Source organism: Paraburkholderia sp. BR10141 (assembly GCF_056155635.1).
Genome location: NZ_JBMIQH010000006.1, coordinates 211,205 through 224,638, shown reverse-complemented (window position 1 = coordinate 224,638; position 13,434 = coordinate 211,205). Strand labels below are relative to the sequence as shown.

The window sequence follows — 13,434 nt, the reverse complement described above, 5'->3', positions numbered from 1 at the left end:
AGGCAGTCTACGTGGGCAATGAAGTGAGGCATGCGTGCGGTCATCGGGCGCCTGGCATGGCGGCGACGAGCGATGCGAGCCAGCCGATCAGCGCTTCGACCGAGTCCACGCGCGTTTGCGCGATGGTGTCGCCGCCGCCGACCTTGATTGACAGCCCGCCGAGCGCGTTGACGACGGCGAAGCCCTTTTCGTCGGTCAAGTCGTCGCCGGCGAACACCGGGCTACGGCCCGCGAACGGCGGCTCGTCGAGGAACGCGCGCAGCGCGCGGCCCTTGTCGACGTCCTTCGGCTTGATTTCGTAGACCATTTTGCCGGGCTGCAGCACGTAGGCGTCGGCGTAGTCGGCGGCGAGGCGCTCGGTCGCGGCGCGCGCTTCGGCTTCTCGCTCCGGCGCGTTGCGGTAGTGCAGCGCGAGCGACGCGCCCTTGATCTCGAGCAGCATACCCGCATGCGTGCGCACGACCTCCGCGAGCACCTGCTCCATGTGCAGCAGACGCTGGTCGTTGAAGCCGACACGCTGCGTGTCGCCGTTGGCGTCGCGCCGCTCGGCGCCGTGCAGGCCGGCCACGGGCAGATCGGGCATGCCGAGGAAACCGTCGATGCTCTCGATGCCGCGACCGGAGACGATCGCCACCGCGCCGTGCGTCGCGCGGCGCAACTCGCGCAGCAGCGCGAGCATCTCCGGTCGGACGAGCACGCCATCGGGCGTGGGCGCGAGCTCGACGAGCGTGCCGTCGAAATCGAAGAAAAATGCCGTCTGATCAGGCGGCAGGACTGCCGGAAGTGCTTGCATTGCGTTCTTTTCACCCATCGGCCTCGCTGGCCGGGTATGGCCCCGGGCTGCGCCCAGGGAAAGTGTGCGAATCTTACCGCGCCTTGGATCGATTATCGAGAAAGTGAGGGCTGACCGCCTGTGCAGGCATTCCCGGACTCGAAGATGCGGCATATCGACGCGAGCGATCGGCACGACCGGGCCACTCGCGACCGCGCGGACCCAATTTTGCTACAGTCGCAGCGACAAGCCGAGCCCCATGGTCTGAGCGAGCGCGGCCAACGTGATCCAATCGAGTCGACGAGATTGCCTTTGTTTGCCACCTTCGAGCCCACGCTGCGCACGTTCCGCACCCACCTTCGCGGCCACCTTCGCGGCGGCATGCGTAGCCTGCGGCACGCGGCGGTGGTGGCCGGCGCGGTACTGCTCGCCGCGTGTTCGCACCCGGGCGAGGCGTGGCAGCTCACGAACGTGAGCGGTCATCTGCCCGACCTGGACTTCGCGCTCACGGCCGACAACGGCCAACCCGTGACCGGCACCAGTTTTCGCGGAGACACGACGCTCGTCTATTTCGGCTACACGCATTGCCCGGACGTCTGTCCGGAAACCATGGCGCGCCTGATGCAGGTTATAGCGAAGCTCGGCCCCGATGCGGACAAAGTGCGGATACTCTTCATCAGCGTCGATCCGGCGCGCGATACGCCGCAGACACTTCACGCCTACGTCGGCGCGTTCGACGCCCGGCATGCGCGCGGCCTGACCGGCACCGATGCCCAGATCGAGTCGCTCGCGCGGCGCTACCGCGTGGCCTATCAGATGGAAAAGCGCGACCCCGACGGCGACTACGAAGTCACGCACAGCTCGGCCGTCTATGTGTTCGACGCGCAAGGTCATGCGCGCCTGCTCGCCACCGACCACGACTCTGCGGACGCGATCGCGCATGACCTGCGCCGCGTCATCAACGACACGGCGTGAACGCATGCGGCCTCGCCGGTCCAAACATCGGGTTTTGACGCAACAGCAATCGCAACAGGAAACGTTATGACGAAGAACCTCAAGTCACTCACCGTCTCGCTCGGCTGCGCGCTGAGCACCTTCGGTGCGCTCGCCGCCTTCGCGCCCGGCGCACACGCCGCCACCACGCTGAGCGCGCAGGACGCATGGGTGCGCTGGCTGCCCAACGACCTGCCGGCCGCGGGCTACGTGACGCTCAAGAACGATGGCGACCAGCCGGTCGACCTCGTGGGTGTCTCGAGCGACGCTTACGGCATGGTCATGCTGCATCAGACAGTCTCGAATGGCTCGACGCAGAAGATGGTCATGGTGCACAAGGCGACGGTGCCTGCGCACGGCACGCTCGCCATCGCGCCGGGTGGCTACCACCTGATGCTGGAGAAAGCGAAGCACAAGGTCGCGCCGGGCGACACCGTGAACGTGAAGCTGCAGTTCTCGGACGGCGAAACGCTCGACACGCCGTTCGCGGTCAAGCCGCCCTCGGGGCAGTAAGGCCGCAGTAACACCACCGCGCGCGCATTCAAGACTGGTTGCGCGCGCAAGCATGTTGAACCCGCGATGAAGCCGCCGCCATGCTCGCGATGACCCTGCTCTACTGGCTCCAGCCCTGGGAGCCCTCGCCGACCGTGATGATCTGCACGATGCTCGCGGCGGTGTTGTTCGTGCGCGGCAAGCGGCACGCGCGGGTGTCGCTCGCACGCCAGCTCTCGTTCTGGTTCGGGCTTGGCGCGCTCTACGCCGTGCTGCATACGCGCCTCGACTACTACTTCGAGCACGAGTTCTTCATGCATCGCGCGCAGCACCTGGTGCTGCACCATCTGGGGCCGTTCTTCATCGCGCTCGCCTACCCGGGCGCGGCGCTGCGCGCGGGCATTCCGTTCAGGTGGCGGCAGCGCTTCGTGCGTCCCGCGCTCGCCGCTCGACCCGTGCGCGTGGCGCTCGACATCGTCATGCATCCCGTCGTTGCGGTCGGACTCTTCGTCGGGCTCATCTATTTCTGGCTCTTTTCGCCGATCCACCTCATCGCGATGCTCGACTGGCGTCTCTACCGCGTCATGAACTGGAGCATGGTGCTCGACGGGCTGTTGTTCTGGTGGCTCGTGCTCGACTCGCGCCCCGCACCGCCCGCGCGCCTCTCGCCGGGCAAGCGTGTGCTCGTCCTGATCGCGGCGATTCCGCCGCAGATCGTGCTCGGCGCGTTCATCTTTTTCACGCCGCACGAGCTTTACCCGGTCTATTCGATCTGCGGCCGCGCGTTCACCTGGCTCTCGCCCATTCGCGACCAGCAGATCGGCGGGCTGCTGCTGTGGATTCCGGGGTCGATGATGAGCGTGGTCGGCGCGCTGGTCGCGCTGCGCCACTGGATGCGGCTATCCGCGCGCGGACGCTTGCAGCGGGACCGGCGCCCCGGCATGCGTCCGGCGGACGGCCAGCGTCACGAGGAAGAGCGCACCCTGCGCACGTAAAGCACTCGAGTGCCGGCGCAAGATGCAATCAACGTCGAATCAGGCCGAGCGCATCCATACGTGCGCAATGCCGTCCTCGTCGTGAATCTCGCCAACGGGCGAGAAGCCAAACGCACCGTAGAACTTCTGCAGATGCGCCTGGGCATGCAGACGCATCGCGACCTCCGGCCATTGACGCTCGATCTGCGCGATGGCGCGTTCGAGCAGCGCGTTGCCGAGCTTGATGCCGCGGTGGTTTTGCGACGTCACCACGCGGCCGATGCGCACGTCGGGGTCCTGCGCGTCAGGCAGCAGCACGCGCAAATAGCCCGCAAGCTCTCGCGCGCCGCCCTGCTCGCTCCATGCGAACAGATGCCATGCGCCGAAGTCGAGACCGTCGATATCGCCATACACGCAGTTCTGCTCGACGACGAACGCGTCCGAGCGCAGTTTGAGCATGGCGTAGACTTCGCGCGCGTCGAGCACATCAAAGGCTTTCCATTGCCAGTCGAATTGGGGCAGCGGCAAGGCGGTGGACTGCACGGTCATGGTCGGTGATTTCCATCAAGGCGTCGTGAATGACCACGATTATGCCGCGCGCCGCGAGCGCCACAAACCCGCGACTCGCGCAGCGCTCACTTTCGCCGGCGCGGTTGCTCGTATTTGCGCCAGTACTGGAATGGCTCCTCGTGCAGATCGATGTCGAGATCGACGATGCGCGCCTGCATGCTCTCCTGCGCGTCGGCAATGGCCTTGTTGTAGACCGCCGGCGCGATCTCTTCGAGAAAGAAGCCCAGCAGCGCGCCCGCTGCGACGTTGCCGATCGGCTCTTCCATGTTCGCGTCGAAATAGCGCTGGATGGAGGCGATCGCATCGGTGCGCGCGTCTTCGGGGAGTTCGATGGACATGTCGGCAAACCGCGGAGGAAAGGTTGCGGTTATTTTGCGCCAGGCGCGTTGGCGTGTCGCGAAAAACGCAGCAAGGCGGCCGCAAAAAACAAAAGCCACCCGAAGGTGGCTTTTGTTTTGCATCTGGAGGCGCGAGCCGGAGTCGAACCGGCCTACACGGCTTTGCAGGCCGTGATAATTCTTTACAAATCAATATGATATGTATATTGACCACGAAAATTACCCACACTCCTCGACCGCCATCAATCGCAGCATGAATCTGTTCTATCGGAAAGCAGTATGATCTGTCACCTACAACCGGGGCAACAGAATGCGGCTCTTCGACGAGATAGTAACTACACTCAGCGACGACAAGGGATCGCTGGCAAGCGCTCTGCTCAAGACGAAAGTGCTGATGCACCGTATCGGGCACAAAGACCTAGATGGCTGGCTCAACAGTGAGCTCAATGGCTATCCAGATCAAGGTGCGGTGCCCGATTATCGTATCGTCGGCGCTCAACTCACCGGGACGGTCGAAAACATCGCCCGGCGGATGAGCAACGTGACTCTACCGACATTCCATCTTCCCGAGCACGTCCGCGAGAGATTCTGCAAGGCACATCTCGGACATTCAGTCAAGGAACTCGAGGTCTTCGCAGCGGCGGCGGAAGGGACCGTTGCCTCCGCCGTCCCGCCTGAATTCTATGGATTGCTGGGTCAGCCCTATGAAGGAGGACACGTAACCAGCGCTAGGAGCCTTATCGGGTCAACGCAGATCGCGGGCGTTCTCATCGAGATTCGCACGCGTCTGCTTGAATTCGTACTAACTTTGCAGGATAAGATCGGTGACGTCCCGGAGGTGGAATTGAAGAAGGCAGCCGCTAACGTAAACACAAACGACATTTTCAAATCAGCTGTTTTTGGTTCCAATACCACGATTTTTGTAGGCAACCAGAATACCGCGACAATTTCCAACACGATCAATCAAGGGAATATTGATCAGTTAGCCAAAGCGCTACGCGAGGCGGGAGTGCAACAAGACGACCTAGCGTCACTTAGTCGGGCTATCACTGACGATGGAGATGTGCCGACGCACACAAAATCGATTGGCCCGAAGGTCGCGCAGTGGATTGGGTCCATGATGCAAAAAGCCGCAAGCGGAAGTTGGCAAATAGGCATTGGCGCAGCGGGCAACCTCCTTTCCGGCGCTATTTCGAATTACTATGGGCTCGGATCCAGTTAAACCGATGGAACCAACCCATTCATTTCGCATAACCGCGTGCGCGACAGCAATCGCGCACGCGAGCGTCTCATGACTAAAAGAGCCCCGCCGGCTGCGCAGCGTCATCCCAGCTGAAGATGATCACCTCCTTTCGCGCAGCCTCGCGCCCTCCACCTCCAACCGTGTAGCAAATATCGACAGTTTCGATATGAAAGCCGTCGAACGCGCGTCGGATGTCGGGGTGATCGTTCAAACTCACAATTGCCTTCCCCTTCAACGCCCGCAGTCGTGCGGCCATAGCCTCGTATTCGCCAAAAGGAAACGGGACCCCATATCCCTCGGTCTGCCAGTACGGTGGATCTAGATAGAAAAGCGTGTGCGGCCTGTCGTAACGCTCGATGCATGCTTTCCAGTCCAGATTTTCGATGTACGTGCTGGCAAGCCGGAGGTGAGCCATCGAGAGGCTCTCCTCGAGGCGCAGGAGGTTGAGTCCCGGCGGAGCAGTTGTCGCGGTTCCGAACGTCTGCCCTTCGACCTTACCGCCAAAGCAATTTTGCTGAAGGTAGTAGAAGCGCGCGGCCCGCTGGATGTCTGTGAGTGTTTCGGGAGCCGTTTGCTTGAGCCACTCGAACACCTGCCGGCTTGAGAGCGCCCACTTGAACTGCCGAACAAACTCCTCGAGGTGATGCTGCACGACGCGGTAGAGATTCACCAGATCCCCATTCACATCATTTATCACCTCAACGCGTGCGGGTGGCCGCATGAAGTACAGCGCCGCACCGCCTGCGAACACTTCGACATAGCATTCGTGCGCGGGAAACCTGGGGATAAGGTGATCGGCAAGGCGGCGCTTACCGCCGATCCACGGGATGATGGGTTGAGCCATAGTGATTGCCTTTGTTGGATATTTGTTAGAATTCGGCCCACCCTCCGGAGGGTTTCAGGGCCTCGGCTGATTCACTGGTACGTCAGTGGAAAGGTGACCGGGACGAATGCTGCAACATTCCCCCGGTCGCCCTGTCTTCAAAAACTGCTTGGTTTCTCCGAACTGTCGAATCAGGCGTTATAGGCATGGAAGCGCCTGCCCTAGCCTGACCAGACAAGAGCTAATCTGAACTGGACAAAGACTTGTCCGCATCGGTTGTCGAAGGTCAATCTTTTTGACGGCGTGCTAGCCTGCGACTCGGTCCTCGTGGGCGTGGTGGCCCTCGGCCCACGATTTAGCTGCCGCACCGTCTGCGGAGACGGTGCGGTATTTTTTATGCCCGCTCCGCGCCTCACTAGCTGCACATTCATCAAGGCATCGATACTTACGGGTACCTATGCCTCCAGAATGCTCTTTAGTGCGAACGCGACAAAAGATTCCACGAAACCGACATCGGACACGTAGCCCGCATTTCAAGCTTCACTAGCGTAGGGCGAATTGCTACCATCCCCCCCGATTGTTACTTAATATAACGGCCGCAAATTCAGGGGAGATTGTTAGGACATGAAACTACTTGGGCTATTAGGTTGCACTGCCGCGTTGACCGGCTGCGCCTCAATCGTCAACGGCACGAACCAGGTCGTTTCGATACAAACGTTTAAGGGTAGCGACGAAATCGCCGGCGCTGCTTGCAAGCTCGAAAACGATAAGGGAACGTGGTTCGTCAATACACCAGGTACGGTCACCGTCCACCGCGCGTACGGTGAGCTCTCCATCAAATGCGAGAAGGATGGCGTTGACCCCGGTATCGCGACCGTGAAGTCAAGCACCAAGGGCATGGCGTTCGGAAACATCCTCTTTGGCGGTTTGATCGGCGCAGGCGTCGACATGAGCACTGGCGCAGCCTACGACTATCCAGCGCTGATTACGGTCAGCATGGGACTAACAACCATCATCGAACCGCCCGCGAAAACGGACAGCGCGCAACAGCCGACCGCCACCACCTCCGCACCTGCACTGGGGCCAACGATTGCGGCGGCGAAAAACCTCCAGGCCGCACCGAACGCCAGCAAGGAGTGACGCCCGTCGCCCGACTTAGCAACCAATCTGATTCGGACGAGACATTGAACTCCCCTGTGCAGTCAACCGGCTGTCACGAACCGGCAAGTATGCTTCGCAATTCTCTCAGCTGGTGGGCACGAGCCCTCGGAGAGCGCCCACCGGTTTTTTTGCCGCACCGCCTACAAGACGGTGCGGCTTTTTTTCGGCGACCCCAATCAATGGACGCCTCCCAATAAGCTTTGGAAACGAACATGGACGACCACGACAAAGCGAGAAGCAAGCACCTGCAGAATTCGATCGATTTCGCTCAGCGACGCATTGACGAACTTGATCCAAACGATCCGGAGCAGGGTCACTATCGGCGAGCGCTGGAAGAGAAAGTAAAGCAATGGAAGGAATGGCAGAAAGGCAAGGCCCCACTGACCGAAGAGCAAAAGTCGCGCAATCGCGCAGTCATTGCCAGTACCGACGATGAGATCCAAAAATTTCGCGAACGGATTACCTCGCTGGAGAAGCAACTCGAAGCCGAGACGAATCAGAGCTGGCGCCAGTCGGTAGAACACGAGATTCACATCCTCGCGAACAACATTGCCGGCCTCGAAAGATTGAACGATATGCTAAAAGAGGAGCTAGCCGGATAGGGCCTGTCGTACACGCACTTCATTCCGGTAACCCCGTCATCGGAACGCAATCGCTGCACGACAATTCGCCAGAATCGAATCCCAACTGGCCAAGCCAGACATATCCGCAAGCTGAGCCGGTAACATAGCGGTCGCTACCGCAACGCATGGCAAGAGATGGTAGTGGAGCAGGATCGTACCAGGTTTGCTCCGGATGGCATTGTTCTGTCCCAGCGCAAACGCGCTTCGTGACAGCTGCCGGGCGCACAGCCGCCCGGCAGGTCTTTTTCGACCGAGATCCTAGTCCCCCGATCGCGTGCATTCCCCCTCAATCAGTCCGTGCTGCTGGAGCGCACAGACGTATTGCTGGAGGTAGTCGGCTTTTGCCCGGGCATCGTTGTCTGCATCGTCGAAGACCCCGAAAAGAGCTGCTCCCCACGCTGGTGATAGCTCGGCGTAGCCACTGGCACCATGGCCCACGCCGCTGGCGCTGGCGCTGGCGCCAGAACTGGCTTCGTCGGTACCGGCTGCAGTGAAGTTGGACACTGCGATGCGCAGCCGGCGAGTGCCGTCAGCAATAGCAGCACGATTCTTTTCATTGTCGGCTTCATGGGCCAGTCGCTCCGTTGTCAATTGAACATCGATCGCGGCCACATCACTGGCCGCCTGGGCGTGCGCGTCCAGCGCACGATTTTCGGCATCGAGCGCCGCCTTCGAAATGGCCAACAGATCGTTGGCATGCTGCTCGTTGTCTTTCGAGTGCGCGGCATGTACTTCCGCGAGTTCACCGCGCGCGATCAAATGCTCACAGCTGAAACCGGCCCCTCCGGCCAGCAAAGCCACGAGCGCATACGGCAGAAGCATCTTCCACATCACAAGCCTCGCTCACAGATCGCGCGCTCCAGCGCGCGGCGTTTTACCAGGCCGGGAAGGACCCGACCGCCCGATGTCACCCACTGCGCCTTTCCCGAGTCAGACTCGTTCATCGCCCTGCACGCGCCGCGATAGTCGCCTGCATTGAAACGCCGCGCCGTCGTGCTACCACAGTAGGCCCCTGTACCGACGTTGTAGGCAAAGCTCACCGCTGCCCCGAGTTGATACGTTCGCCCCTTCAGGCCGGGCGTACACTTCAGCACCGGCTCGGCGTGCACGATGAGTTGCGTCTCTAGCGACTGGCGGCACTCGGCCTCGCTGTAGACCTTGCGGACGACAACGTCATGCGTATCCCCCATGCACTTCGTCGGAATGCCTACAGGATCGAGATAGCCGCGCAGCACCTCGCCCTCTAGTTTCGGCACCGTGGAAAGCAAAAGGGCTGCCGTAGCAGCCCCCACAATCCCCACCAGCGTTTTCTTCTGCACGTTAGCCATCAACCTTCTCCACCCGCGTTACTCGCGAACCGAGTACCAAAAGGAAGCCGGCAACCGCTACCCATCTCGCCCAGCCATGCGGAAGCGCAGCCTTCAGTTCATCCGGCACCTGCCTCCATGCATCGAACAACGCAGGTCCAGCACCAAAGACAATAGACAGGGCCGCCGACGTACGCACCGACGCGAGCCTGTGACTCTGGCGCCAGTCCTCAATCAATTTCAGCCTCAAAATCGTCACTCCTTTCCAAGAATCGCTTTCGTCTTGCGACGGAGCAGAATTTCGATGTACTGCGACCCGACGATCCCAAGCGCGCTACCGATGCCGAGTAGCGCGAGTGGCGGCAGATCCGGAATCTGAAGCAGTGCGACACCAGCAACCATCGAAGTGGCGGAACCCAGCAATGCCCGCCCCGCGACCACTCGAAAGGTCAATTGCTCACTGCTCACAAGCAACTTTGCGACCCCTATCAATGCGCCCACAAAGATCAACTCCAAAAGAGTCTTGTCAGGCTCTTGCATCCAGTCCTCCAGGACAAATAAAAAGCCGCCCGGGGGCGGCCTTTGTTATGTGATGGCGCCTCGCTACGTCGGGATGACCGTGACGTTGATGCCAGCGCCGTAGAATGTCTGGCTCATGGAATCGGCGCTTATCGCGAATCCGTAGCTCAACGCCTCGCCAACGTTGTCGCCGGCATCAGAGCGGCGCACAACCTGCGCGGTGTACGCACCACCGGCGACGCCATCGAACTCAGCGGACGGGGCCGTGGCATCTGCGACCGCAACGGCAACTCCATTCGCGTCCAGCAGGGATGCCCGCAGTGAACTCGCGGTAACGTCACCCGTGCAAAGCGACAGGATGTCGACTCGTACTTTCATTTCGGATTCCTCCCTTACTCAACAGTTGCCGACTTGAGGTAATTCTCGAGCGCAGTCAGGTCGTCTCCCGTCAGCGCGGCATTGGCTGCTACTGCCTTCACCAGCTGGGTCGGTCGGTACTTCGTCGTCGACGTCGAGAAATCCCAGTAAAGCCCGAACGCAAGCTCGGTGGCAAACGTCGCAGCGACCAATGCATTGTTCTGCAAATTCTGTTCGTATACGCCGTTGATACGCATGTTGAGCTTCCCGGATGCACGGAAGAATCGCAGCACCGCGTACATCATCTGACTGGCCGTTACCACAGGACCCGCATAGTCCGCATAGTTCGTCTGCAAGCCACCCGGTGCTCCCATGCGGAAACGCCCCGAATCATCGTTCTCTAGGCGCCAAGCGTTGTTTGCCGACGTGTAGCTGCCAAGCGCAAAGCCACCCCATGTGCCGCTCGCGATCGTGAGCGCACCCGGTGCGAAGCGAACGCCAACCGTAAAGTCACCGGACGTATCGAACGTCGGCAGAACGAGAGCCATCGGCACACCCTGGATGGAATAGCCTGTGCCAGTACCATCCGACGTATCGAAGAAACGGCCGGCCACTGCCGTCTGCCCATTTGCCATCCGCACCGCACCGCGCTCGAGGCGATCCTGAAACCCGGTCGCGGCCGCACTTATCCCCCACTTGGCGACCACAGGCCATGCCACGATGGAAGCCAGTTGCGCGAGCGCGAATTGCTCGGCCGTAACGCCCGGCGGCAATGCGTTGCCGATCTGAATTATTTGACGACGGTTCATGTTTTTCCCTTATGAAAGCGCCTTACGGAAGGCAACGCACCAGTTGTAGAGATTCGTGTTGTCGTACTGCGATTGGTCACGCGTATCCGTATCGCGCAGGCATCCACGTGACCCGGTGTTTTGCCCGCTCGGCATCGTGTTCAGGTTGAGCGCACTTTGCATTGCGTACTGCACGGTCGCACCTACCACGTAGTTCGCTGACAAGGTGAGCACGACGCTCGTGCCATCGCCGCCGAGCGCAACGTTCGTGATAGTGGTGCCGGCTCCATCGGAATATTCGAACCCGTAGTTGCCGGGGTTCGTGACCACGGTCGTATCGAATGCGAGCACACCGACCGGACCAGCGACGGTATCCCCGCTCACGAGCGTGTTGTTGAACTGAATCGACACGGTGTTACCGGCGCCCACGATCGACACTGGTTTGAGCGGTTGCCACTTGCGGCCCGCAAGCCAGTGCCTCGACGTGCGCTCAGCGTACTCACCCTGCTTGACATAGCCCTCCGCGAGCATGTGCGCGTCGTCGTAATACAGGTGCTGGTACTTCGGGCCGATCAGCATGATGTTGGCGCTGTTGTCGTGCGCGAGCAGCTGGCCAAGCGTCACGCCTTCGTTCGCTACCTTCTGCCGGTTCATCTGCGAAAGGATCATCACCGGCGGTTGACGCTGCCCTGTGATCGGCATGATGTCGGCCGAGAAATCCGAGATCCACTCCTGCAGATAGCCTTCGTACGTCGTATCCGCAATGTTCCCGGTCTCGCTCTCACCATGAATGATGTAGAGCGTCGGCACGTAGTACTTCCAGCCCTTACCAGCCGCGGTGGCCTTGCCGCCTGTTACCGAGGCGATCAGACTCGCGTAAGGCGCTGTGCCTTTCTTCAGCCCCGAATACGGCGTTGCCCCCAGGCCCGTCGACGTCGCGAGGATGCGCTGACGGAAGCCCCACTTTGAGAGAAGCCTGTTGTTGCGCGCATTGGCAAAGCCCGAGCAAACCGTCTCGCCCACAACGCCGCTCCAGGCTTCCTGTAGCACGCCGAACTTCGTGAAATAGTTGCCGGTTCGCGGGTTGCCGACCGTCCCGTCGCCGAACGCCAGGCAGTACCATCCGTGCGGCGAGGGAACATTCGAGAACACGGTCGCGGCGGTAAATACCTGATTCACCGCGTCCCACGTGTAAGTCACAAAGCCCCGTGCGCCGAGCGCGAGCGACTGACCGTACACCGCAGTGTGCGCTACAACGCCCGACTCGGGCACGATCTCACCGGTCGGCAGGATCGTCACCGCGTCGTTGCCCCCTACGAACTCATGGTCGGTGATGCAGCGCACCGCCGTATTGTGGTGAACGACCGGTGCGCGCCAGTTGTATCCATCAAGCGTCAGCTGCCGATACTGCGACTGCCCGTCGAGCACCATGATCTGCTGCTCTGTCGTGCCGCCGTTCACCTTCGCTACCTGCTCGACCAGATAGCCGGAGGAATTGCCTCCCAATGCTCCCGACTCGAGTTGAGTCTGAATCTTCGACACCGCCGCCTGCAAGGGCGCTATCTCAGGATGCGTGTGTGTAGAGTGAAATACGCCGACGCTATCGATCCACGTCAGATACGCGCCGTCGACCACGACCCCGTACGCGTAGTCTTGCCCCTTCGCGAGCGGGACTACTTTCGGCGCAAGATCCCGCAACATCGCGAACTGGCCGAACTCCGTATGCGTGTGCGTCGAATGGAATACGCCACTTGAGTCCACCCAGATTTTCAGCGTGCCGTCGATCGCAACACCGTAATCAAGAGCGCTTCCCTGCGTTAGCGGCATCACCTTCGGCACATACTCGCGCAAGGTGGCGAACTGCGAGAACTCCGCGTGCGTGTGGGTCGAGTGAAACGTCCCCGCACTATCGAGCCATACCGTATACGCGCCGTCGATGCACGCACCCCAGATGACGTCGTAGTACTGCGTCAGGGGGACGAATCGCAGCGTTGCCGTACGCGCGTTGAGAGTCGTGATCGCCTGCGTATGGCCCTGCACTGCCACAAGGCTTGGCAGCGTAATGCCTGCACTGACAGCCGCGCCCGCCTGGTTCTGCCATACGTCGTACGAGCCGGCCGCGTTCGTCGACGGCACGTAGAAATACTGCTGATCGGTCGTCGCCGCTATGCCTGCCGCCGTCGACGCATAAATGCGATTCGCCGCTGCGCTGACGCCCGCTTGCGTAGCAGCCTGGTTTGCACTCGCCTGCGCATTGGCGGCGAGTTGAGTCACAACCGGCACAGCCCCTGCCGCCGCATCGATCTCGTCGCTCTTGTCATTCAGGAGCTTTGCGACCGTTACAACCTGACCTCCCTCTGTCTGCACCGTGCTGCCGGCCCCTGTTGCGGGACCGTGAACGATGTCATGGAGCAGCTCACAGTCTACGGCGAGCCGATCGATTTCCTGCACTGGTGTAAGTGCCATATCTGATT

At 60.8% G+C, this 13,434-nt stretch carries 17 protein-coding genes; 6 read left to right on the top strand and 11 right to left on the bottom strand.

The window, feature by feature from the left end:
- Window positions 1–40: 40 nt before the first annotated feature.
- A complete protein-coding gene (gene otsB / locus ACOJB8_RS11365; RefSeq protein WP_342945458.1) occupies window positions 41–793 on the bottom strand; it encodes a trehalose-phosphatase in 753 nt (250 codons plus the stop codon).
- A gap of 360 nt (window positions 794–1,153) precedes the next feature.
- On the opposite strand from otsB, the gene ACOJB8_RS11360 reads away from it, so the two are divergent.
- The 3 genes from ACOJB8_RS11360 to ACOJB8_RS11350 all read left to right on the top strand — a co-directional run bounded on the left by ACOJB8_RS11360 (window position 1,154) and on the right by ACOJB8_RS11350 (window position 3,252).
- On the top strand, window positions 1,154–1,747 hold the full coding sequence (locus ACOJB8_RS11360; RefSeq protein ID WP_475012664.1) for an SCO family protein: 594 nt from the start codon (window positions 1,154–1,156) through the stop codon (window positions 1,745–1,747).
- Between the two features lie 66 nt (window positions 1,748–1,813).
- Window positions 1,814–2,278 carry a copper chaperone PCu(A)C gene (locus ACOJB8_RS11355; RefSeq protein ID WP_368604857.1) on the top strand — a complete coding sequence of 155 codons (465 nt, stop codon included), beginning with the start codon at window positions 1,814–1,816 and terminating at the stop codon, window positions 2,276–2,278.
- A gap of 89 nt (window positions 2,279–2,367) precedes the next feature.
- Window positions 2,368–3,252, top strand: coding sequence for a cytochrome c oxidase assembly protein (locus tag ACOJB8_RS11350; RefSeq protein WP_475012662.1), 885 nt, complete (start codon window positions 2,368–2,370; stop codon window positions 3,250–3,252).
- 39 nt (window positions 3,253–3,291) lie between these two features.
- Here ACOJB8_RS11350 and ACOJB8_RS11345 read toward each other — a convergent pair whose 3' ends face one another.
- A complete protein-coding gene (locus ACOJB8_RS11345) occupies window positions 3,292–3,780 on the bottom strand; it encodes a GNAT family N-acetyltransferase (protein WP_069262556.1) in 489 nt (162 codons plus the stop codon).
- An 86-nt stretch (window positions 3,781–3,866) separates the two neighbouring features.
- Window positions 3,867–4,139, bottom strand: a complete 273-nt coding sequence (locus ACOJB8_RS11340) for a DUF2164 domain-containing protein (protein ID WP_475012601.1) — start codon at window positions 4,137–4,139, stop codon at window positions 3,867–3,869.
- A 310-nt stretch (window positions 4,140–4,449) separates the two neighbouring features.
- Here ACOJB8_RS11340 and ACOJB8_RS11335 point away from each other — a divergent pair, with 310 nt between their 5' ends.
- A complete protein-coding gene (locus ACOJB8_RS11335) occupies window positions 4,450–5,361 on the top strand; it encodes an AbiTii domain-containing protein (protein ID WP_475012599.1) in 912 nt (303 codons plus the stop codon).
- Window positions 5,362–5,434: 73 nt separating this feature from the next.
- Here the strand turns inward: ACOJB8_RS11335 and ACOJB8_RS11330 are convergent, their stop codons facing one another.
- On the bottom strand, window positions 5,435–6,226 hold the full coding sequence (locus tag ACOJB8_RS11330) for a DNA adenine methylase (protein WP_475012597.1): 792 nt from the start codon (window positions 6,224–6,226) through the stop codon (window positions 5,435–5,437).
- Window positions 6,227–6,829: 603 nt separating this feature from the next.
- Between ACOJB8_RS11330 and ACOJB8_RS11325 the strand changes: the two genes are divergently transcribed.
- Entirely contained in the window at window positions 6,830–7,345 is a 516-nt protein-coding gene (locus ACOJB8_RS11325) for a hypothetical protein (protein ID WP_475012595.1), read from the top strand.
- Between the two features lie 233 nt (window positions 7,346–7,578).
- A complete protein-coding gene (locus ACOJB8_RS11320; protein WP_475012593.1) occupies window positions 7,579–7,968 on the top strand; it encodes a hypothetical protein in 390 nt (129 codons plus the stop codon).
- Window positions 7,969–8,247: 279 nt separating this feature from the next.
- On the opposite strand, the gene ACOJB8_RS11315 is transcribed toward ACOJB8_RS11320, so the two are convergent.
- The 7 genes from ACOJB8_RS11315 to ACOJB8_RS11285 all read right to left on the bottom strand — a co-directional run bounded on the left by ACOJB8_RS11315 (window position 8,248) and on the right by ACOJB8_RS11285 (window position 13,426).
- Complete coding sequence (locus tag ACOJB8_RS11315; RefSeq protein WP_475012591.1) at window positions 8,248–8,820, bottom strand: lysis system i-spanin subunit Rz; 573 nt, start codon at window positions 8,818–8,820, stop codon at window positions 8,248–8,250.
- The gene (locus tag ACOJB8_RS11310; protein ID WP_475012590.1) at window positions 8,820–9,317 is read right to left on the bottom strand and encodes a lysozyme; all 498 of its coding nucleotides are present in this window, start codon (window positions 9,315–9,317) and stop codon (window positions 8,820–8,822) included. The genes ACOJB8_RS11315 and ACOJB8_RS11310 overlap by 1 nt, the downstream gene beginning before the upstream one ends.
- Window positions 9,310–9,555: a DUF7940 domain-containing protein gene (locus ACOJB8_RS11305; protein WP_475012588.1), complete on the bottom strand. Its 246-nt coding sequence runs from the start codon at window positions 9,553–9,555 to the stop codon at window positions 9,310–9,312. The genes ACOJB8_RS11310 and ACOJB8_RS11305 overlap by 8 nt, the downstream gene beginning before the upstream one ends.
- A complete protein-coding gene (locus ACOJB8_RS11300; protein WP_368690919.1) occupies window positions 9,552–9,836 on the bottom strand; it encodes a phage holin family protein in 285 nt (94 codons plus the stop codon). Before ACOJB8_RS11300 ends, ACOJB8_RS11305 begins: the two co-directional genes overlap by 4 nt.
- 63 nt (window positions 9,837–9,899) lie before the next feature.
- Entirely contained in the window at window positions 9,900–10,193 is a 294-nt protein-coding gene (locus ACOJB8_RS11295) for a hypothetical protein (RefSeq protein ID WP_475012586.1), read from the bottom strand.
- Between the two features lie 14 nt (window positions 10,194–10,207).
- A complete protein-coding gene (locus ACOJB8_RS11290; protein ID WP_475012584.1) occupies window positions 10,208–10,981 on the bottom strand; it encodes a hypothetical protein in 774 nt (257 codons plus the stop codon).
- Between the two features lie 9 nt (window positions 10,982–10,990).
- The gene (locus ACOJB8_RS11285; protein WP_475012582.1) at window positions 10,991–13,426 is read right to left on the bottom strand and encodes a hypothetical protein; all 2,436 of its coding nucleotides are present in this window, start codon (window positions 13,424–13,426) and stop codon (window positions 10,991–10,993) included.
- Between the last annotated feature and the right edge of the window lie 8 nt (window positions 13,427–13,434).